24 protein-coding genes and 1 pseudogene are annotated in these 20,086 nt (G+C 60.8%); 13 read left to right on the forward strand and 12 right to left on the reverse strand.

What is annotated here, in order from left to right:
• Nucleotides 1–503: 503 nt before the first annotated feature.
• The gene (locus tag CKW32_RS17610; protein ID WP_095185536.1) at nt 504–2,240 is read left to right on the forward strand and encodes an OPT family oligopeptide transporter; all 1,737 of its coding nucleotides are present in this window, start codon (nt 504–506) and stop codon (nt 2,238–2,240) included.
• Between the two features lie 27 nt (nt 2,241–2,267).
• On the opposite strand, the gene CKW32_RS17615 is transcribed toward CKW32_RS17610, so the two are convergent.
• From CKW32_RS17615 to CKW32_RS17625, 3 genes are all read right to left on the reverse strand, one after another.
• Nucleotides 2,268–2,894, reverse strand: coding sequence for a glutathione S-transferase family protein (locus tag CKW32_RS17615; RefSeq protein ID WP_032885879.1), 627 nt, complete (start codon nt 2,892–2,894; stop codon nt 2,268–2,270).
• Nucleotides 2,895–2,983: 89 nt separating this feature from the next.
• The gene (locus CKW32_RS17620) at nt 2,984–4,228 is read right to left on the reverse strand and encodes a hypothetical protein (protein WP_095185537.1); all 1,245 of its coding nucleotides are present in this window, start codon (nt 4,226–4,228) and stop codon (nt 2,984–2,986) included.
• A 61-nt stretch (nt 4,229–4,289) separates the two neighbouring features.
• On the reverse strand, nt 4,290–4,643 hold the full coding sequence (locus CKW32_RS17625) for a hypothetical protein (protein ID WP_032885876.1): 354 nt from the start codon (nt 4,641–4,643) through the stop codon (nt 4,290–4,292).
• A 110-nt stretch (nt 4,644–4,753) separates the two neighbouring features.
• On the opposite strand from CKW32_RS17625, the gene CKW32_RS17630 reads away from it, so the two are divergent.
• Both CKW32_RS17630 and CKW32_RS17635 read left to right on the forward strand, forming a co-directional pair.
• Nucleotides 4,754–5,113, forward strand: coding sequence for a hypothetical protein (locus CKW32_RS17630; RefSeq protein ID WP_143499393.1), 360 nt, complete (start codon nt 4,754–4,756; stop codon nt 5,111–5,113).
• A gap of 6 nt (nt 5,114–5,119) precedes the next feature.
• Complete coding sequence (locus CKW32_RS17635) at nt 5,120–5,428, forward strand: hypothetical protein (protein WP_095185539.1); 309 nt, start codon at nt 5,120–5,122, stop codon at nt 5,426–5,428.
• Here CKW32_RS17635 and CKW32_RS17640 read toward each other — a convergent pair.
• Both CKW32_RS17640 and CKW32_RS17645 read right to left on the reverse strand, forming a co-directional pair.
• Nucleotides 5,416–5,781 (reverse strand): annotated as a pseudogene (locus CKW32_RS17640) (cupin domain-containing protein). The gene CKW32_RS17635 and the pseudogene CKW32_RS17640 sit on opposite strands and share 13 nt — an antisense overlap.
• A 91-nt stretch (nt 5,782–5,872) precedes the next feature.
• Nucleotides 5,873–6,481 (reverse strand): LysE family translocator, encoded by a 609-nt coding sequence (locus tag CKW32_RS17645; protein WP_095185540.1) that lies wholly within the window; start codon nt 6,479–6,481, stop codon nt 5,873–5,875.
• Between the two features lie 112 nt (nt 6,482–6,593).
• Between CKW32_RS17645 and CKW32_RS17650 the strand changes: the two genes are divergently transcribed.
• The 3 genes from CKW32_RS17650 to CKW32_RS17660 all read left to right on the forward strand — a co-directional run bounded on the left by CKW32_RS17650 (nt 6,594) and on the right by CKW32_RS17660 (nt 9,259).
• On the forward strand, nt 6,594–7,451 hold the full coding sequence (locus CKW32_RS17650; protein ID WP_095185541.1) for a LysR family transcriptional regulator: 858 nt from the start codon (nt 6,594–6,596) through the stop codon (nt 7,449–7,451).
• 74 nt (nt 7,452–7,525) lie between these two features.
• Nucleotides 7,526–8,254 carry a hypothetical protein gene (locus CKW32_RS17655; protein ID WP_095185542.1) on the forward strand — a complete coding sequence of 243 codons (729 nt, stop codon included), beginning with the start codon at nt 7,526–7,528 and terminating at the stop codon, nt 8,252–8,254.
• A gap of 444 nt (nt 8,255–8,698) precedes the next feature.
• A complete protein-coding gene (locus CKW32_RS17660) occupies nt 8,699–9,259 on the forward strand; it encodes a hypothetical protein (RefSeq protein ID WP_095185543.1) in 561 nt (186 codons plus the stop codon).
• An 8-nt stretch (nt 9,260–9,267) separates the two neighbouring features.
• On the opposite strand, the gene CKW32_RS17665 is transcribed toward CKW32_RS17660, so the two are convergent.
• The 4 genes from CKW32_RS17665 to CKW32_RS28635 form a co-directional block, all read right to left on the reverse strand.
• Complete coding sequence (locus CKW32_RS17665) at nt 9,268–9,891, reverse strand: SMI1/KNR4 family protein (RefSeq protein ID WP_032885865.1); 624 nt, start codon at nt 9,889–9,891, stop codon at nt 9,268–9,270.
• 17 nt (nt 9,892–9,908) lie between these two features.
• On the reverse strand, nt 9,909–10,604 hold the full coding sequence (locus CKW32_RS17670) for a DUF1963 domain-containing protein (protein WP_095185544.1): 696 nt from the start codon (nt 10,602–10,604) through the stop codon (nt 9,909–9,911).
• A gap of 81 nt (nt 10,605–10,685) precedes the next feature.
• Nucleotides 10,686–11,624, reverse strand: coding sequence for a hypothetical protein (locus CKW32_RS17675; RefSeq protein ID WP_095185545.1), 939 nt, complete (start codon nt 11,622–11,624; stop codon nt 10,686–10,688).
• Between the two features lie 72 nt (nt 11,625–11,696).
• Nucleotides 11,697–11,822: a hypothetical protein gene (locus CKW32_RS28635; RefSeq protein ID WP_256585341.1), complete on the reverse strand. Its 126-nt coding sequence runs from the start codon at nt 11,820–11,822 to the stop codon at nt 11,697–11,699.
• A gap of 223 nt (nt 11,823–12,045) precedes the next feature.
• Between CKW32_RS28635 and CKW32_RS17680 the strand changes: the two genes are divergently transcribed.
• The 4 genes from CKW32_RS17680 (at nt 12,046) to CKW32_RS17695 (ending at nt 14,375) form a co-directional block, all read left to right on the forward strand.
• Nucleotides 12,046–12,279, forward strand: a complete 234-nt coding sequence (locus tag CKW32_RS17680; protein WP_032885861.1) for a hypothetical protein — start codon at nt 12,046–12,048, stop codon at nt 12,277–12,279.
• Nucleotides 12,280–12,346: 67 nt separating this feature from the next.
• Nucleotides 12,347–12,910, forward strand: coding sequence for a nucleotidyltransferase family protein (locus tag CKW32_RS17685; protein ID WP_032885860.1), 564 nt, complete (start codon nt 12,347–12,349; stop codon nt 12,908–12,910).
• 104 nt (nt 12,911–13,014) lie between these two features.
• A complete protein-coding gene (locus CKW32_RS17690; protein ID WP_032885858.1) occupies nt 13,015–13,455 on the forward strand; it encodes a TspO/MBR family protein in 441 nt (146 codons plus the stop codon).
• A complete protein-coding gene (locus CKW32_RS17695) occupies nt 13,455–14,375 on the forward strand; it encodes an alpha/beta hydrolase fold domain-containing protein (RefSeq protein WP_095185546.1) in 921 nt (306 codons plus the stop codon). Before CKW32_RS17690 ends, CKW32_RS17695 begins: the two co-directional genes overlap by 1 nt.
• Nucleotides 14,376–14,463: 88 nt before the next feature.
• On the opposite strand, the gene CKW32_RS17700 is transcribed toward CKW32_RS17695, so the two are convergent.
• Nucleotides 14,464–15,516 carry an alkene reductase gene (locus CKW32_RS17700; protein WP_095185547.1) on the reverse strand — a complete coding sequence of 351 codons (1,053 nt, stop codon included), beginning with the start codon at nt 15,514–15,516 and terminating at the stop codon, nt 14,464–14,466.
• Between the two features lie 100 nt (nt 15,517–15,616).
• Between CKW32_RS17700 and CKW32_RS17705 the strand changes: the two genes are divergently transcribed.
• From CKW32_RS17705 to CKW32_RS17715, 3 genes are all read left to right on the forward strand, one after another.
• A complete protein-coding gene (locus CKW32_RS17705; RefSeq protein ID WP_095185548.1) occupies nt 15,617–16,498 on the forward strand; it encodes a LysR family transcriptional regulator in 882 nt (293 codons plus the stop codon).
• Nucleotides 16,499–16,635: 137 nt separating this feature from the next.
• Complete coding sequence (locus tag CKW32_RS17710) at nt 16,636–17,085, forward strand: GNAT family N-acetyltransferase (RefSeq protein WP_256585342.1); 450 nt, start codon at nt 16,636–16,638, stop codon at nt 17,083–17,085.
• Nucleotides 17,082–17,570, forward strand: a complete 489-nt coding sequence (locus CKW32_RS17715) for a GNAT family N-acetyltransferase (RefSeq protein ID WP_095185549.1) — start codon at nt 17,082–17,084, stop codon at nt 17,568–17,570. Before CKW32_RS17710 ends, CKW32_RS17715 begins: the two co-directional genes overlap by 4 nt.
• A 744-nt stretch (nt 17,571–18,314) precedes the next feature.
• Here the strand turns inward: CKW32_RS17715 and CKW32_RS17720 are convergent.
• The gene (locus CKW32_RS17720; RefSeq protein WP_032885852.1) at nt 18,315–19,079 is read right to left on the reverse strand and encodes an ABC transporter ATP-binding protein; all 765 of its coding nucleotides are present in this window, start codon (nt 19,077–19,079) and stop codon (nt 18,315–18,317) included.
• Entirely contained in the window at nt 19,076–20,080 is a 1,005-nt protein-coding gene (locus CKW32_RS17725) for an iron ABC transporter permease (protein ID WP_177326422.1), read from the reverse strand. Before CKW32_RS17725 ends, CKW32_RS17720 begins: the two co-directional genes overlap by 4 nt.
• Between the last annotated feature and the right edge of the window lie 6 nt (nt 20,081–20,086).

Below are 20,086 nucleotides of genomic sequence, written 5' to 3' on the forward strand. Positions count from 1 at the left end.
GGCCGCTTCGCAGCCCAGCGCGGGGCAAGCCCGCTCACCACAAAAAGCTTTCTTGCCACCCACAAGCAGGCTGATCACAAAAAGCTCACTTGCCACCTAAGAACAGGCGAACTCCTGTGTTTGGCAGGCCTCTCTGATGAGCAGGCTTCTTACGGTGAGCAGTGGCTTTTGTGGTGAGCGGGCTTGCCCCGCGCTGGGCTGCGAAGCAGCCCCAAAACCTGCCAGCGCGATCTACCTGACGAAACGCGGTGCTCTTGATGGGGCCGCTTCGCAGCCCAGCGCGGGGCAAGCCCGCTCACTACAGAAAGCTTATTTGCTACCTACAGCAGGCTGACCACAAAAAGCTTATGTGCCACCTACACGCAGGCTGACCAAAAAAAGCCCGCACATCACAAGAGCGGACGTGCTTTGCGCTGCTGTTCCTTCTTGCCGATTCAGGAACCTTCAGGGCCCACAGGGCTCACTTGTTAGGTCGCCCTGTTTCATTGCCGAAAGGAATCCGCATGCTGTCAGCCTCGCCAGCCATTCCCCAGTACGCCCCCGTCGAACGCGAACTCAGCCTGCGTGCCGTCGTCACCGGCACCGTGCTCGGTATTTTGCTCACACCATCCAATGTGTACGCCGGCTTGAAGATCGGCTGGTCGTTCAACATGTCGATCATCGCCCTGCTGGTGGGTTATGCGATCTGGCAAGGCCTGGCTAAGCGTTCCACCGAGCAACTGCCGTGGACCTTGCATGAGAGCAATATCAACCAGACCGTCGCCTCGGCCGCCGCTTCGATCATCTCTGGCGGTTTGGTGGCGCCGATTCCGGCCTACACCTTGTTGACCGGCAACCAGTTAGACGCGTTGCCGATGATCGCCTGGGTGTTCTCGGTGAGTTTCCTGGGCATTTGGATCGCCTGGTACCTGCGCCCCTCGTTGCTCAATGACAAGGCGCTGAAGTTCCCCGAAGGCATGGCCACCCTGGAAACCCTGCTGCACATCTACAACCACGGACGCGAAGCCGCGACACGTTTGAAGGTGCTGCTCAGCGCCGCGTTGCTGTCCGGATTGGTGAAGTGGGTGGACACCTTCATGTGGGCCTTTCCGCGCTGGTCGCCGACAGCCCCGTTGGAGCGTCTGACCTTTACCGCCGATCCTTCGCTGCTGCTGCTGGGGTTCGGCGGCATTATCGGTATTCGCGTCGGCCTGACTCTGCTGCTCGGCGCCTTGATTGCGTGGGGTGGCCTGGGCCCGTGGCTGCTGGCACAAAACCTGGTGACGTTGCCGGCAGACAGCAGCGGCCCGCAATTCGCTGCATTGGTGGAATGGTTGCTGTGGCCCGGTGTGAGCCTGATGGTGTGTTCCACCTTGGCCTCGCTGACGATTCGTTTGTGGGCGTTGCGCTCCTCCACTAAAGCTGACGGCGGCAAGATGTGGAGCGTGCCCAAGCCCGGGCCGGCCGCTGGTTTTATCCTGTCGATAGGCTTGGTAGTCAGTCTGCAAGCGCTGCTGTTCGGCATCAATCTGTGGATGGCATTGCTGACCATTCCCCTGGCGATCTGCCTCGCGGCCGTCGCCGCCCGCGTGGTGGGTGCCACCGGTATTCCGCCGATTGGCGCCATCGGGCAATTGTCCCAACTGAGCTTCGGCATCGTTGCTCCCGGCCAGGTGCCGATCAACCTGATGAGCGCCAACACCGCTGGCGGCTCGGCGGGGCAATGTACGGACTTGATGAACGATTTCAAGGTGGGCAAAGCGATTGGTGCTACGCCGCACAAACAAGTGATCGCGCAGATCCTGGGGATTTTCATCGGCAGCATCGTTGGCGTGTTTGCGTACCTGGCGCTGATTCCGGATCCGCAGTCCATGCTGCTTACCGAAGAGTGGCCGGCGCCCGCGGTGGCGACGTGGAAAGCCGTGGCGCAAACCCTGACCCACGGGCTGGATTCATTGTCGACGAGCATCCGCTGGGCGATTGCCATTGGCGGCGGTGCAGGCGTGTTGTTGGGCGTGCTCGACAGCCTGTTGCCGGCCCATCGTTCCCGCTACTTGCCGAGTGCCGCCGCGTTGGGGTTGGCTTTTGTCCTGCCGGCTTCGGTGTCGTTGATGATGGCGATGGGCGCGGTGCTCACCTGGTTGGTGAGTTGCCGTTGGCCAAGTATCACTGAGCGCTTTGCGATTACCGCAGCGGCGGGGTTGATTGCCGGGGAGAGCATTACCGGGGTGGGCGCATCGTTGTGGCAGATGGTGGGCTAGTCGCACACCCACCGTGCCCGGGTTTACTTAGTTGGCAAATGCATACTCGCCGCCCTGTTCCAGCGCCTGGCGATACGCCGGCCGCGCCTGGAACCGCTGCACCCACGCTGACAGGTGCGGGTACGCCTGCAACTTGCCCTGGGCCTTGGCGATTTCGCCGATGAAACTCATCTGGATGTCTGCCCCGCTCAGCTCATCACCCAGCAGATACGGCGCGTGCCCCAGCGCATCGTTCAGATAGCCCAAATAGTTGGCGACCTCGGATTCGATGCGTGGATGCAACGGTGCACCGGCATCCCCCAGGCGTCCCACGTAGAGGTTAAGCATCAGCGGCAACATGGCCGAACCTTCGGCGAAATGCAGCCATTGCACGTATTTATCGTAGTCGGCCGAGGCGGGATCGGGTTGCAGGCGGCCGTCGCCATGGCGGCGGATCAGGTAGTCGACGATGGCGCCGGATTCGATCACCACATTGGCACCGTCTTCAATCACCGGGGACTTGCCCAGGGCGTTGATTGCCTTGAGTTCAGGCGGTGCGAGGTTGGTCTTTGGGTCGCGCTGGTAACGCTTGATTTCGTAGGGCAGGCCAAGCTCTTCCAGCAGCCACAGTATGCGCTGCGAGCGTGAGTTGTTGAGGTGGTGAACAATGATCATGGGAACTCCACGGGGCAGGGGGTGTGCATCAACAGACCGCTGGGCTGGCGCAGAGTGCCCCAGATCCCAGCGTCCTGGCGTTGGGCTGATCAGCGCACGACATCCAGCGCGGTGTATTGATTCACGTAGTGGAACTGGCTCGACGTCGACTCCAGCGTCAGGGCCACGCCCAAGTCCTCGATAAACGCACGCGAGGTCTTGTAGTCGCCCTGGTCGCACTCAAGCTTGATGGCGTCGCCGGTCAAGGAGGCAAACACCTGGCGCGCCGGGAAGCGCTCACCCACCTTGCAGATCAATGAGGTGTCGGTGGGGGTGTCGGTGGGCTTGGCGGGGACGTTCAGCATCTGCATGTCTGCGCGCAGGATCTGGCCAGGGGCCCAACTGCTCGGCACTTTCAACTCGACTGCGAGGGTTTGCAGCACTCGCCCATCGCCGACGCCGTTCATCTTCGACTTCAACTGGATCAAGTCGGCGAGCACCAGGCGATCGACGTTGAAGGCGTTGCCGTACACCTCATTCTTCTTCAGCAAGCCGCCGTCGGCGGTGAAGGTGACCGAGGTCGGACTGTCCTGGCTGCCGTCGCCTTTCTTGGACAGGTAGGAGTAGCTCAACCTCTTGAATTTCGGCTGCAACAGCGGCGAATCGAGGCGTTGGAGCACGCTGGCAGGTACGTCGACATCGTTGATGCTGGTTTCTACCACGGTACGCGGGTAGTCAACCGGCGCAATGTCCGGCCGCAGCCAGGCCAGCAGCGCAGCATCGACGCCGCCCTGTACCGAGCAACTGACGCGTGTTTGCTCGCCATCGGGTTCGACGATCAGCACGCGCTCAACGTTGCGCGTGCCCGGTGCCTTGCCCGGTTGCGGTTTGATCGCCTGCCAGCGGTCGCCGACCTTGAGTTCACTGCGAATATAAGACCCGTCGATTTTTTGCAGCCGCGCGGGCACGTCCAGCAGTGGTGCCAGGTGCTGGGCCACCTCGTCCACACCGCCTTGCACGACAAAACCCCAGTAATAGTAGCGTCCCAACTGATCGAGGTCGGCGGCCTCGTCGGCGTACGACAACAGCTTCAGGCCTGCGATGGGCGGCGCGCTGACGGGCACCTGATTGGCTTGGCGGTCGGCACGGTTTTTAACGGCGATCCAGGTGAAGTCCTTGTCCTGCTTGAGCGGCGCATAGGCCTGCCACGCGGCGCGGTGCGTGTTCAGGCTGCTGAAGAAGGTTGCGTCGCAGCGCGTGAAGGCCTTGAGCGTCTCGGTCAATGCGGCGTCGTCGGCGTGGGCGATGGCGGGCAGCAAGAGGGCAGAAGCGAGAAGCAGGGCGGGCGACTTCATTGAGCGGGATTTCCGTATCGGGGCGGGAGGAGGGCATTATCCAGAGATTACGAGGCAGCCACTAGCGTTGCAGGCGCACACGCCAATCGCCACCGTGCTGGCGCTGGCATTCTTCTTCAGAGTCAAAACGCACACAGCGGTCAACCTGTACGGGCGCTACCTCGGCGTCATCCAGCGCCGCAGCGGTCAATTCACGCATGCGCTGGTCGACACCGGTCGCAAGGGCGTGGTCCTTGTTGGCGCGCGTATCGAACACCCAGATCACCCGCAGGCTTTGGGGAAAGGCTGTGTAATCGACAGTGTGGGTCAACCATTCGAAGCCGGGGATTTCGGCTTTGGCGGTTTCGCAGGCGTCGGTCAGGGTGGCGACGAGTCGGCGCTCAATGCGGGCGCTGTCGCGTTTGGTCGGTGGCATAAGGGCTCCGGGGGTGCAGGAAAAACAAACAACGGCGCGACAATGGCAGAACCTAGGGCCCTTTTCCACGTCCAACCTCGCGACATTCACGTCTGAAGGATATGGAATCCGTGACCAAAGCTTTTGCCGCGCTTGCCTTTCTCCTCCTCGGCGCTTGCACGCAGTACCGCTACATCCACCCTGAAACCCCACAGGGCCAGCAGTGCGTGGCCGAGCTGGATGCCAACGTCAACGCCTGCGAACAGCGCGCAAAAGACAGCGCCGAGGGCCAGCGCGTGTTGGATGAGGCGCAAAGAAACAGCTACCAAACGTGCACTCATCAATTTTCGTCGAGCGCCTCGAACCCCGATCCGTGCTCCGGTTTGAAGCCGAGCGGCGTGGCGTCTGTGCAAAGCAACACCTGTCGTGAAGGCTATACCGACAAGTTCATCGCCTGCGGCGGACGGCTGGAAGAGATCAAGGACAAATAACCCGCAATGGACCAAAAAACCCAACTGATCCTACTCGCAGAGCAGGCCACCGAGGACCTGTTCCGCTGGAGTCGTTTTGTCGCCCATACCGAATTTCTGTGGCAGGACATCACCCTGGTCACCGACGCTGACGCTTGGCAACGCCAGTGGTTTGAGCTGGAAATCGTCAACGGCCTGGCGCTATCTGAGTGGGAAGAAGACGGCCGACCGAATGATTGGTCGGCGCGCTGGCGTGAAGGCTATCAGCAGGAGGCGGTTGAGTTGGTGAATGAGCTGCTGGGGTTGCTGGGGGCTGCGACGTTTCAGATCCACTGATCATTCTCGGCAGTGCGCTCACCCCCTTCATGCCCGGTGTTCAGGATGCCGCGTGGTTCGATCATCATCAGCTTGGCTTCGCCGTCGGCCGCCGTCCTGTGTTCGACACCACGCGGCACCACCTACAGCTCGCCCGGAGCCACATACACCGGGCCGTCCGGGAGGTCGATACGCAAAGTGCCTTCAAGCACCAGAAAGGCCTCATCGGTTTCCGGATGCGAGTGCCAGATGAATTCGCCTTCGATACGCACGACCTTGAACTGGTAGTCGTTCATTTGCGCGACCACTCGCGGGCGCCACAGTTGATCGATGAGCGAGGCTTTTTGGGTGAGATTTACCGGGTGCTGGGCCATGGTGGATCCTCGGGTGGGGTGAGAGATCCAAGGCTACTCACGTTGCGGGTCAGTGGGCTTGTACGATCCTGCAAGGGCAACCATCAAGCTGTCAGGCACGAATGGGGAGCGCCAAGCCAAACAGCACAAAAAAACCACCACAGACTTTATTGAACCGGCGCCCGGTCCTCGCCAACCAAGGCCTGACCCGGTGCGCCGCGCTGGCGACCAGATACTCAACCACAAACTCCACCCCGGCGTAGGTCAGTGCGATGGCAGCCGTCTGGGCGATCAGGCTCCTGTGCGGATCCAGGAACGGTGGGATAAACGCGGTAAACAGCAGCAACGCCTTGGGATTTGAAAGGGCCGATACCAGGCCTTGGCGCAACAGTGACCAACCGCTGAAGCCAGCCGTATCGGCAGTCTCAAGCGTCATCGGCGCAGCCCGCCACAGTCCGAAGCCCAGCCAGATCAGGTACAGACCCCCGGCCACCTTCAGCGCGTTGAACCACGTGGCCGACGCCTGAATCAGTGCGCCCAGGCCCAGCGCGCAAAACGAAAGCACCACCGCAAAACCGAGCACTCCGCCGGTGATGGTGAACAGCGTTTTGCGGCGCCCGTGAATGGCACCATGGGTCAGCACCAATAACGCATTGGGCCCCGGCACGACTGCGATACCGCAGCAGGTAAACACATAGAGCAACCAGGTCTCGAATGGCATGTTCAAATCCCGCAGTGGTGATTCAGGCGAATCATCATTAGGGCTGGGCGGTTATCCTGAAAAGCGCATAATTCACATCGCAGTCATTCGATTAACGCATAGAGGTAGCCCCATGCTCGCCAGCGATCTGCAGATTGATTGGCTCAAGTGCTTCGTGGCGGTGGTGGATGCTGGTTCGCTGTCGGGCGCAGCGCACGAGGTGAACCGATCCCAGTCCGCCGTCAGTATGCAGATGAAAAAGCTTGAAGCCGCGCTTGGACGGCAACTGCTGAACCGTGGTCCGCGCCACCTGCAACTGACCGCTGATGGCCAGACGCTGCTGGGCTATGCCCGCCGCCTGCTCGCCCTGCATGCTGAAACCCAGGCGGCTTTTCATGGGGAAGCATTGACCGGTCGCATCCGCCTGGGCGTCGCCGAGGACTACGCGGCCAAGTACCTCACGCCGCTGCTCAAGCGCTTTGCACCGCGCTACGCAGGCGTGGACATAGAGCTGACCTGTGAACAGTCGACCACCTTGATTCCGCGTGTTCGAAGCGGCGATCTTGACCTTGCACTGGTGTCCAGGGACTCGCCGCAAAGCGGCACGTTTCTGTTCAAGGAACCCATGGTGTGGGTGGGCTCACCGCAGTTCGAACTGTGGCGTCGAGAGCCGGTGCCCATCGCTGTTTACGAAAGTGAAAGCCTGGCTCGGCGTTATGCGGTGGACTCACTGACCCGCCAGGGCCGCCAATTCAAAGTGGTCTACAACAGCTCAAGCCTCGCTGGCCAAGTGGCCGCCGTCGAAGGTGGACTGGCAATTGCCGCGATCACTCAGTGCAGCGTGCCGGCATCGCTGCAGGTCTGGGGCAGTGAGCAGGAGTTGGGGAACATTGCGCCGATGGAAGTTTCGATCTTGCGCAGCCGAGCTTCTCGCGGGTCCAAAGCCGTCAATGGTCTTCACGCGTTCATCATCAGTGCGCTGAGAGGCTAGGCGGGTCATTGAGCTAAAGGTTGCTCCAGCACCGTCGATAACCTTGAGGAACCCGCCAATCATGGACCGATTAAATGGCTCTCTCCGTCAGTTCCGCCTATCCCTCGCCGGCCAACGTCACCCTTGCGCCTTCCAACCAGACGCTTACGCCCCAGCCGCTGACGGATGTCGCCAAGGAAGCCCTGGCAAACGCCGCGCCAGCCGCCATCTACCATCCCAGTGAAGACACCAGCACCACGTCGAAACCACTGGAGGTCGTCGACGTCTGGGTGGGTCGCTCTGAATCGCCGGAGTACCCTCGGTTCGCCGAAATCTTCAAAGGTGCGCACAACACGTTGAAAGCCTCTTTCCAGGCCTTCCAGTCAACTCTGTCGACTACAGCCCCCGACCTTGCCAGCAAAAAATACGGCTTCACCGTCGACGCTGACGGCAGTCTGAAAGTGCTCAATACCGCCGGCCAGCTCAACAGCTCGGACACCCAGCGGCTCACGGATCTGCTCAACAAATCCCTGGGTCTCAAAACCGCAGCCGTCGCCTACCGAGATGCTGCCATCGACATGACAGACGCCAGCTCGCCCTGGTCCGGCAGCATCATGGGTTACTACAGCCTGACCCAGGAAAACTTCGCCAGCTCCATTGATCTGGCGCCGCTGTTCAAAGACACGCATAGCATGGTCCCTGCAGAGTTCAGGGATGCGAAGTTTTTGACGCAGTTGGCCTATAAGGGTGAGCGGGCGACTCAGGAGACGGAAGCGGCGATGTATGAGCGGCGTGCGGCGCAGCGGTTCAGTGCGCTGGCGTGAGTCGCTTGGGGTTTTTTTGGTGAGGGGCTTTTTTGGTGCGCTGATCTCTCGTGGTAAACGGGCTTTCTGTGGTGATCGAACTTTGTGTGTTGAGTAGGCTTTTTGTGGTGAGCGAACTTTGTGTGTTGAGTATGCTTTCTGTGGTGAGCGGGCTTGCCCCGCGCTGGGCTGCGAAGCAGCCCTAAAACCAGGCACTGCGGTTTTTCTGAGAAATTGAGGTGGCCTTATTGGGGCTGCGAAGCAGCCCTAAAACCAGGCACTGCGGTTTTTCTGAGAAATTGGGGTGGCCTTATTGGGGCCGCTTCGCAGCCCAGCGCGGGGCAAGCCCGCTCACCACAAGAAGCCCGCTCACTACAAGAAGCCTGCACACCACAGGAGAGCCCGCTCACCCTCCTGACCGACTTGGATGAAGTCGGCCCAATTCATAGCCAGGGAAAACCCAAGATGCGTGGCGCACTCGTTAACAGTCTGATGCTTCTCACCATGGCGATATCCGGCGCCGGATGCACCACCTACGCGTCCAAGCCAATCATCAACGACCGCGTTGAAGCCGCCAAAACCGAAAGCATCCCAAGCTTCACTTATGAAGTTGACGCGCCCTGGAAGGACAGCCGCTTCGGCAAGCGCGCCTACCAGGCCACACAAGAAATAATCCCGGCGGCGCAAGACATCAGCTCAGCACCGCTCGCGTCGTCGCGCCCTGTATTAGCCATAAAAATCTCGGAGTTTTCATCGGGCGGCGCGTGTACGCAGGAGTACCTGACGGGCTTGAGTCTTGGCTTGATTCCCAGCTGGTGTACCCGGCCGAAACTGTTCACGTTTCAGTTCATGCTCAATGGCAATAACGGCGTGTGCAGGCAGAAAACCTATTCAATCAGTGCCCAGACGTTTTCACATATCACCGCGATTCCATTTGCCATGCTCGATACCCGGGACCAGCCACTCACGCTGTATCAGGCAGCGCTGAAAGACTTCCTCCAGCCAGCACAATGCGCGACGCCCTGACACCGGCTTCAAATAGGCCTGTCCACCACCCGCGCATTCCACAGGTCCCGATAGCGCTCCCGCCAACCGGGACTGCTTTGATCCAGCCACGTCAGCGTCGCGTCAATGGTGTCGTCGCTGATGACGAAGTGATTGATGTGCTCCGCGATCCGTTCCTGCGACACGTGCAGCAAGTCCAGGTAGGCATTGAACGAGTCCGCCAGCACCACGTACTCATCGCCTTGCTGGCGACGCCCCGTCCAGGCAGGTAAACCTGCGACCATCGCCCCCACATCCTGGCGCCCCTCGCGCAGGTCAAGTAGCAACACGCTGGCGCCGCCATCGCGGCCGATCGGCAATAACCCTGTCGCGGGGAAGCCAGGTTGCTTGCGCAGTTGCTCCAGTTCAAAGGGGTTGGATTCATACTGCTCGCTGGGGTCCAGGCCATACAGCAAGAAACTCAGCAGCTCTTTATCGCCATTGCTCATGGTCGCCAGCACGTCGTATTCCACGGTGGCGCCGTTGCAGGTCTTGAGAAACTGCCGGTAATCGTCCGGCAGGCGGGCGCCGAGGGTGGCTTCCAATTGCGCGAGGGCGTGGTCGGATGCGCTTTCTCGGGTGTCGTCGAAGATCAATCCACGGTAGTCAGTCATTCGGGCCTCCCAGCACCTTAGTAAAAATCATAATAGAGCGCCCATTCCCCGGTTTGGTTGTGCTTCCAGAACATCAGGCTGCCACTGTCGATCACGTTGAGGTTGATCTTCGGGTCCGACGAAATCTGGAACACAAACTCGAAACCTTCACCCGGATCCACCCCCGACTGGCAGAACGAGGGGTAACCGCCGATCTTGTGTTCGTAAGTATGGGTGATCAAGTCGTAATAGCTCTGTATCTCGCCGGCGCGCTCCAGCGTGAGAATGGCTTGCTCAAGGTCCGCGGGGACACCGCCGCCATCCCACAGTGGGAAGTCCTCCGGCACCGCTTCTGCCTTCAACGGGAAAGGTTTGAGAAATGTGCCCGGTACCGGCAGCGCCTTGCGCACCAATACGTCATCGGCACCATATTCGCGGATCACCCAGTTATTTCCCATCGGCTCAAAGTCTTCAGGAAACGGGTCCGAGATAAACACCGTCAGCACACGAACCCCCGCCAGCAGCGGGCTGTTGAAGGGCAGGGCGGGCAGGTAAAACTGCGCGTAGGGCAGCAAGGGTTGTCCGGCCTGATTGGTGGGTACGCCTTCATCCGGGCGGAACAGGAAGACATTCCCCAGCCAGCTTTCTTCATCGGTGCCGAGAGGGCGAAAGCCACCGGCCATGAACTTCACGGCGGGGCGGGCCAGGCGTTGCTTGATTTGTTGAATGTCCATGTCGCTGTAAACCTTCCTTTTGCTACAGGCACAAAGGCCGCAGATTAGCAGTGCGCGGGCGCGGTGCCCAACTGGCCTCCTTCACGAGTTGGATTTCAGCCGCCCCAGAATCGCCGTACGCAAACACCCCCAGGCGATCACGCCGATAATCAGCACCTCGGCGACACCCACCAGCACATTGAATGAAAACACCAGAGGTTGCTCGGCCCAATAGAAGCTCGTCGAACCCGATCGAATGCCACTGACCCGCAGCCGCCCGGTAAACAGCGCGCGCGCCAACGCGATCACATGCGTCAGCTCCAGCACCGCCAGGAAAACACCCAGCAGGGACAGCAGGGCGCGTGCGGGCCTGCCGAGTTTGTCGGTGGACTCAGCCACGGGTGCCGGCCCCTCGGATTTGCGCCGCCGGGCGACCTTTGCCGGTGATGGCGCAGGCCTGTAGGGCGCCGCGGCCGCCGACCCAACGTGCACCTCAGTGGGCATGGCCACGTTCAGATAGTCAGCCAGTTCTCGCAGCCACATATCGGTGCGTGTGCTCCCCGGTATCACGGGCACGTTGTCGGTGGTCAAGCGCTGCTCGGTGCCGTCGCGCATCACCAGCCACAACTGGGTGTTGGCCGGCTCTGCCTGTGGACGGCGGCGCAGTTCGAGGTGGTGGGCTTTATCGATGCTGAAGGTTGACTGCACACGCTCGCGGCCACCGAAAAAGTTTCGAGTGCGGCGCTTGCCTTCGCCGTTAGCCCGCGACAACAACAAGCTCTCGCGGATGCCGGTGTACACCATCAGCAGCAGGCCAAGGGCAGGAATGAGCAGCAGGCCGAGCACGATCAGCAGCGAGGTCAGCGGGTCCATGTCCGCCCACTGCGAGCTGCTATCGGTGAACCAAAATACGACGAAGGCCAGTGGCAGGGTGAACGCCATTGCGCCTGTCAGCAGTACCAATGCGCTTTGCACCCCGTTGCGCGAGTGGATGTGCAAGTCACCCTGCGCGGTGCGCTCGAAGCGATGCCCAATCAATATGCAGATCTCCTGATGCGCCTTGAGGGTCAGCGGTTGGCGGCCGAGGTCGGCATTAACGCCATGGAGAATACCTTAAGCCGAGAACGCCACGCGTTGCCCGGCCCGGAATGCCAGGTAGCGGTCATATTCAAGGGTGAACGCTGGGTTCGGTGTGTCGTTGGCGTGGGTGTAACGCACCACACGTATCGTGTCGCGCATTTGCCGTGCGTCTTCGCCCTTGAGTCCTCACACGATGCCTGCTCAGGCGCGCGGTGATGCGGTGCCGAGCGCTGCATGACAATGAAATGCCATGATGAAGGCATCTTGAGTTTTAAACCGGATGACTCGCAAACACCCCTTTGCAGGGCATATCGGTCTACCATGCCATCCCCCGGCAGTGGTTCCACGCGCTACCGATCTCTCTCTCGCAAGGTATCGCCTCATGTCCATCGACCAAATCAGCCTCCCCAAGGGCGTCGGCCCGCATGCCACCAAGCTGCTCGACGCCATCACCGGCGCGTCCACCCATGAAGAACTCAACCGCGCAGGCGGTAAGGCGGAAGGGTTTGTGTTGGGTCTGGAGGCTTCCAAGGCCATCAAGAGCCAGATCGCTGAGTCGCTGTATGTGGCTTATGACGATGCGGCGAGTCATCGGGCCAGTGAGTTGAAGGGGTAAACCTCAACGCCCTCCCTGATGTTGTACAGTCGACTTCCACCAAAGGGCTGATTAACTCAGGGATCCCATGACATTGACCGTCGACACCTTGCTCAACCTGGCCATGGCCAACCCCATCAACGCCGAAATCACCGCGCGTCTGCCCGACCTCGGGGTGGAGCAATGCATGCTCACGGCGGGATGCCTGTTCCAGGCGGTGTGGAATCATCAGTCCAATCTCCCTGCCGCGCAGGGCGTAAAGGACTACGACGTTTTCTACTTCGACACCGACTTGTCCTATGAGGCCGAGGACGCTGTGATTCGCAGGGCCGAGCAGTTGTTCCAGGATTTGGGCGTGAATGTTGAGGTCAAGAACCAGGCGCGGGTTCACCTCTGGTATGGGCAGCGGTTTGGCCGACCATATCCGCAGTTGCACTCGGCTAAACAGGGGGTGGACCGTTACCTGGTGGCGGGGACGTGCATCGGGTTGGAGATCGCCACCGGTGAGGTGTATGCGCCCTATGGGCTGGCGGATGTGGAGCAGGGGATTCTTCGGATTAACCCACTGCACCCGGAGCCGGAATTGTTTGCGCGCAAAGCCAGGAGTTATCAGGTGCGGTGGCCGTGGCTGAGGATTGTGGAGCCGGTTTGAGCACCGTGCAGTCCATTTTTGTGTGGTTGATTGAATTTATCTGCGGCGGTTTGAGTCACTGATGCTATGCGTGGTTTTCTTTCAACCGACCTCAAGGACCGACCATGACCTTCTTCATCTTCCTGCTCGCCTGCGCCGCCGCGGCCAGCACCGGCATCCTTTTCAAACCTGGCGCCTGGTATGAATCCCTCGTCAAACCCAGCTTCACCCCGCCCAATTGGCTGTTCCCGGTCGCGTGGACGATTATCTACCTGTTGCTGGCCTGGGCCGGTTATCGCCTCACACTGATCCCTGGCAGCGAAATGGTATTGGCGCTGTGGGCTGCGCAGATCGCATTGAATACGTTGTGGACCCCGGTGTTCTTCGGCGCCCATCGCATCTTTGCGGGGATGGTGATTATTGCGGTGCTGTGGGTAACGGTGGCGACGATGGTGGTGATGGCGGTGCGTCTGGACTTGATCACCGGCTTGATCCTGTTCCCGTATTTGGCGTGGCTGTGCGTAGCGGCGGCGTTGAATTTCTCGATCCTGCGGAATAACCGTTGATGGCCCACCAACCTTGGCCGGCCAGCGAGGCGGATTTGGCCCAGATGCGCCGCTTCAATCAAAAGCTCGCCTGGATGCCGCGCTTCAAGATCCGTAACCGCGTGACGCCGCGTTTGATCCAGGGGTTGTTGCGCGTCAGCCAAACGCTCAAGAAGGCGCCAGCGGCGCAGTGCAAGATCGTCGACAACGTCCCCGTACGCATCCTGCGGCCAGTCGGCAAGCCTAAAGGCGTGGTGCTGGATATCCACGGCGGCGGCTGGGTGATTGGCAGTGCGCAGATGGACGACGATCTTAACCTCGGCATGGTTAACGCATGCGACGTGGCGGTTGTGTCGGTGGATTACCGGCTGGCGGTGGATACGCCGGTGGAAGGGCTGATGGAGGATTGCCTGGCGGCGGCGCGCTGGTTGCTCTGTGAGGATGAGTTCAAACAGCTGCCGGTCATCGTCGTCGGCGAATCGGCCGGCGGGCACCTTGCGGCGGCGACGTTGTTGGCGCTCAAGCAATGGCCGGAGTTGCTCCAGCGTGTGAGCGGCGCAGTGCTGTATTACGGTGTTTACGATTTGACCGGTACGCCGAGTGTGCGCAACGCCGGGCCGGAGACCTTGTTGCTAGACGGACCAGGAATGGTCGATGCGCTGCGCATGCTGACGCCAGGTCTCAGCGATGACGAGCGCAGACAGGCGCCGTTGTCGCCGCTGTATGGCGACTTCGACGGCCTGCCACCGGCGTTGATGTTTGTGGGTGAGTTGGACCCGCTCAAAGACGACACACTGTTAATCGCTGAACGGTGGCCACAGGCAGAGGCCCATCTGCTGCCGGAGTCGGCCCATGGATTTATCCATTTTCCGGTGGCGATGGGCGAGGCGGTCTTGGCGTATAGCCGACGGTGGATCTCGACGAGGATCAGTGGTGAATAGGTGTTTTGGTCGGCAGCCCTGCTCACCACAACTGGACCCCCATTCACCAACCGTCCCGTATCAGACAAGTGGCTGAAGGTTCTACGCTTCAGAGTGCTGGGTAGTCGATGTAACCCTCGGCACCTGGCGTGTAGAAGGTGTCTTTGTCGGGCACATTCAAAGCGGCACCACTGAGAAAGCGCGCGGGCAGGTCCGGATTGGCCAGGAACGCGCCGCCGAACACCGCCGCATCGGCTTTGCCCTCGGCGATCAAGGTGTCGGCGCTGTCCCGTGTAAGGCCGCCTCCGATCAGGTAGCGGCCCTCGAACAATTCTCGCAACGCAGCGTGATAGTCGAAGCTCGCCCCGAACAGTGCCACATGCAAGTAGGCCAGTTTCAGCTCGCGCAGTTGCTTGACCAGGTAGGTGAATGTTTCCTGCGGGTTGGCATCGCTGATGTCGTTGAAGTTCATCTCCGGGGAAATTTTGATGCCCACGCGATCACTGCCTACTTCATCGACCATTGCGGCGAGCACTTCCAGTACGAAGCGGCTACGGTTTTCCACCGAACCACCGTACTGATCTTCGCGTTGGTTGCTGCTGCTGGAGAGGAATTGCTCGGGCAGGTAACCGGAGGCGGCGTGCAACTCCACCCCGTCAAAGCCTGCCTCGATTGCCCGGCGTGCGGCATGACGGTAGCTGTCGACCACGCCACCGATCTGCGCGACGCTCAAGGCATGGGGCGTGACGAAATCCTGCAGGCCGTTCGCGGTCCAGGTCTGGCCCGCCGGTTTGATCGCAGAAGGGGCCAGCGGCAGCGCGCCGTCAGGCAGCAGTGAAGGGTGAGAGACCCGCCCGCAATGCATCAGTTGCATGAAGATGTGCCCGCCCTGGGCGTGCACGGCTTGGGTGACAGATTTCCAGGCGGCCACGTGTTCGGCGGTTTCGATACCTGGAGTGCGGACGTAGCCTTTGCCCGACGCGTCGGGAAATACGCCTTCCGAGATGATCAAACCGGCGGTGGCGCGTTGGGCGTAGTAAGTGGTCACAAGGTCGGAAGACACACCGGCGTCGTTGGCGCGCGAGCGTGTCATCGGCGCCATGATCAGGCGGTTGGCGAGGGTGTAGCGACCAAGGGAAAGGGGAGAGAAAAGAGCATTCATGGCGGTGTTCCTCATCAGTGATGGGGTTATGATTGATCAATCCGATTTCGGGATAAATGCCTGAAATACGAAATGACTAATCCACTGATGGGATAATGCTGTGGAATTTCTCAACGATATGGCGCTGTTTGTCGAGGTGGTGAAGGCACGCAGTTTCAGTCGCGCGGCCGAAAGCCTGGGCATGCCGAACTCGACGCTGTCCCGGCGCATCAGCGAATTGGAAAAAGGTATCGGCCTGCGACTGTTGCACCGCACTACGCGCAAGATTGAGCCCACTGAGGCGGGTCAGTTGTACTTTGAGCGGTGCAAGCGCATCGTCGACGAGGCCCGCCTGGCCCATGAACAACTCGGCGAAATGCTCGCCCAACCCAACGGCCTGCTGCGCGCTTCGTTGCCGGTGGATTTCGCGATGGTCTACCTGGCGCCGTTGATTGCCGAGTTTTCCCGGTTGTATCCGGACATCACGTTCGAACTCGACTTAACGCCGCGCCAGGTCGACTTGATCAGCGATCCAGTGGACGTGGTCATTCGCATGGGCGAGCCCGCCAATTCCCACCTGATCGCGCGCAAACTCGCGAATATGCGGCGAGCGTTTTACGCCTCGCCCCAGTACCTGGAACGCGCCGGACTGCCAGCTCAGCCAGCAGATCTGGCGCATCACGAATGTTTGCGCATGCGCGGGTCAAGGGCGCATCGATGGGTATTGGAGTCGGGGTCGGAGAAGGTGGGCGTCGACGTGAGTGGGCGGTTTGAGCTCAACAGCGTGGGCATGCTCAGACGCCTGGCCGCGTTGAACCTGGGGATTGCGCTGCTGCCCGAAGGCATTGCCGAGCAGGATGTGGTCAGCGGGACACTGTGCAGAGTACTGCCCGACTGGCATGGCTCGTCGGTTTCAGTTTATGCCCTGACCGAAACGCGGCTGCTGCCCGCGAAGACCCAGCGGTTTATCGAGTTTTTGCGCGACAAGCTGGAGGATGCATGACTGGCCGGGTAACCTTTCGCCTCCCACTCAAACGAAGGGATGTACATGAGATTCTTCAACCCGGCCTCAAGCGCTCAGCCCCATCCTGCCTGTCCGCCTGCAGCCCTGAAGGGCACTTCATTCTGCGAGTTGCTTGAGTGAACGAGCTGACGCTACGGCCGGCCAGGATCACCGACCTGCCCGCGGTTTACCGGGGCGAGCGGGGATATATCCAGCGTTGCGAGCCTGCACACGAAGTGGCCTGGCAAGAGCAGTTGGAACGGCACCTCACACGTTGGGTCAACAACGTTGAGCGATTGACGGTGGCCATGCTCGACGGACAGTTCGCCGGTTATTCGATGTGGATGCCCGAGGACGGTCTTGCCGAGTTGTGCACGATCAACGTCGGCGAGGCATATCGGCGCAAGGGTATTGGGCGTGCATTGCTGGAGGCCTACCGGGCGGCGGCGGGGCAGGCTGGTTATGCGCGGTTGAGCTTGTGCGTGCGTGCGGACAACCCGGCCCGGTTAATGTATGAGGCGGCTGGGTTCGTGTGTGTGGGAACAGCCGCCAACGGGTATTTGCGGTACGAGCGAGTGAGTGAATGATCAATATCCAGACGGTCACGGTTGCCGACATTCCAGAGGTTCTGGCCTTCGTCCTGGCAGCCCGTGCCGAGCTGTTCCCCAAGCTCAGCGATACCAGCATGCCCGCTGACCTGGCGCAATTCGAGGCCACTTACCTTCACGGCGATGGGCTCTTCCTGATCGCTCGCCAGGACCACCAGATCATCGCCGCCATCGGTTATTTGCCCTACGACGATCGTTTCCCCCAATTGAATTACCAAGGCCGCAAGACTGTGGAAGTGGTGCGCCTGTTCGTCCTTCCGGCCTTTCGCCGCTTCGGTCTGGCGGGGGAGTTATACCGCGCGTTGGAGGGCAGGGCGCGGGCGGATGGCGTGGACGTGGTGTATCTGCATACCCACCCATTCCTGCCTGGGGCGATTGATTTTTGGGGGCGGCAGGGGTTTGAGATTGTGGATGTCGAGGCCGACCCGGTGTGGCAGACGACGCATATGCAGCGGAGTTTATAGGTTTGCGGTGAGCGCGCTCGTCGTGGTCAGAGGGCTTCTTGTGGTGGAAGTATTTCCTGTGGTGAAAGTACGTCCTGTGCTGAAAGTGCTTTCTGTAGTGAAAGTACTTCCTGTGGTGAGCGGGCTTGCCCCGCGCTGGGTTGCGCAGCAGCCCCCAAACCAGGCACTGCGGTTTTTCTGAGAAATTGGGGTGGCCTTATCGGGGCCGCTTCGCAGCCCAGCGCGGGGCAAGCCCGCTCACCACAAAAGGCTCATCGGTCACATAACGCCCATCTGCGTGGAAGTGCTGTCTGTGGTGAAAGTACTTCCTGTGGTGAAAGTGCTTTCTGTAGTGAGCGGGCTTGCCCCGCGCTGGGCTGCGCAGCGGCCCTAAAACCAGGCACTGCGGTTTTTCTGCGAAATTGCGGTGGCCTTATCGGGGCCGCTTCGCAGCCCAGCGCGGGGCAAGCCCGCTCACCACAAAAGGCTCATCGGTCACATAACGCCCATCTGCGTGGAAGTGCTGTCTGTGGTGAAAGTACTTGCTGTAGTGAAAGTACTTCCTGTGGTGAAAGTGCTTTCTGTAGTGAGCGGGCTTGCCCCGCGCTGGGCTGCGCAGCAGCCCCAAAACCAAGCACTGCGGTTTTTCTGAGAAATTGGGGTGGCCTTATTGGGGCCGCTTCGCAGCCCAGCGCGGGGCAAGCCCGCTCACCACGAAAGGCTCATCGGTCACTTAACGTCCATCTGCGGTGCTCACCGAGCGCCTCAGTTGGAACGCAACCGCAGTATCTGCGCTCCATCAAACGGGTCCGTCAGGTAATGCCCCTGCACACCGAACGTCTCCTGCAACCGCTGCGGTGTCAGCACGTCCAGCGGTGTGCCCAGCGCCACCAATTGCCCGTGATCGAGCACCGCCAATCGATCACAGGTCAGGGCCTGATTAAGGTCATGAAGCGCGATCAGCGTCGTCACCGGTAACCCTTGCACACCCTTCAATATTGCCAGTTGATGTTGGATATCCAGGTGATTGGTCGGCTCATCCAACAGCAGAATCTGTGGCCGTTGCGCCAAGGCGCGGGCGATGTGCACACGTTGGCGTTCGCCGCCGGAGAGGCTGCGCCAGGCGCGTTGGCTCAGGTGGGTGGCGTCCACATCGTGCAGGGCCTGGCACACGATGGCGTCGTCCTCGCGTGACCACGGGCTCAGCGCCGACAACCATGGCGTGCGCCCCAACGCCACGGCGTCGAATACGCGGATGGCGTCGTCGGTGTCGGCCTGTTGCTCCACCACTGCCAGCTGTTGCGCGATGGCGCGGCGGGACAGGTCGCCCAAACGGGTGCCCCCAAGCCTTACCTCACCAGAGGCGGGTGTTCGCAACCCCGCCAGCAGTTTGAGCAAGGTGGATTTACCGGAGCCGTTCGGGCCGACAATCCCCAAGGTTTCCCCCAACTGCACCTCAAGATGAATATCCCGTAGCAACTCGGCATCGCGCACCTTAAAACCCAGGCCCGTACAACTGAGCACCTTCATCGCGCATTCCTCCGCCCGATCAGGATCAACGCAAACACCGGCGCACCGACCAGGGCAGTGACCACGCCCACAGGAATCACTTGGCCTTTGATCAAGGTGCGCGACAGCACATCCGCCGCGATCAAAAACAGCGCGCCGCCCAAGGCGCTGGCTGGCAGCAACCGCGAGTGCCCGGTGCCCAGCAACAGGCGCACTGCATGGGGGATCACCAGGCCGACAAAGCCGATGGAGCCGACAATCGACACCATCACCGCCGTCACCAACGCCGCGCAGCCCACCAGCACAAATTGCACGCGGCGCACTGGAATGCCGAGGGACGCCGCCGAGTCACTGCCGAAGGTAAACGCATCCAGCGCACGCCGATGCCACAAGCACACCGCCAAGCCGGCAACCGCCACCGGCACCGCCAGCCACACCGAAGGCCAGCGCACACCGCTGAGGTTGCCCAGCAGCCAGAACATGATGCCGCGGGCCTGCTCGGAGCTGGCCGACTTGGTAATGAGAAACGCGGTCAGGGCATTGAACATCTGCGAACCGGCAATGCCCGCGAGGATGATCTGGCCGGTACCGCTCATAGAGCCGCTGGCCCGCGCGAGCAAGATCACCAGGGCAAACGCCGCCATGGCCCCGACAAACGCGCCGGCCGACAGTGAAATCAACCCGCCGCCCACGCCCATCAGCGCCACCAACACCGCGCCGGTGGAGGCGCCGGCGCTGATACCCAGCAGATAGGGATCGGCCAGCGGGTTGCGCAGCAACGACTGCAAGATCACCCCACAGGTGGCCAGCCCCGCACCGCACGCGGCAGCGACCAGGGCGCGCGTCAGGCGGTAGTTCCACACCACGCCTTCGTCGATTGGATCGAGCAGATAGCCGGCGTTCCACAGCTTATTGGCGAGCACTTGAAGCACCACCTGCGGCTCGATGGACGTTTCGCCGATGGCCACGCCCGCGAGTAGGGCGGCTGAAAGCAGGGTCAGGGCGAGCAGGGTGCGGATCACGCTTTT

Origin of the sequence: Pseudomonas sp. Irchel 3H9 (genome assembly GCF_900187495.1) — a bacterium.
Lineage (GTDB): Bacteria > Pseudomonadota > Gammaproteobacteria > Pseudomonadales > Pseudomonadaceae > Aquipseudomonas > Aquipseudomonas sivasensis.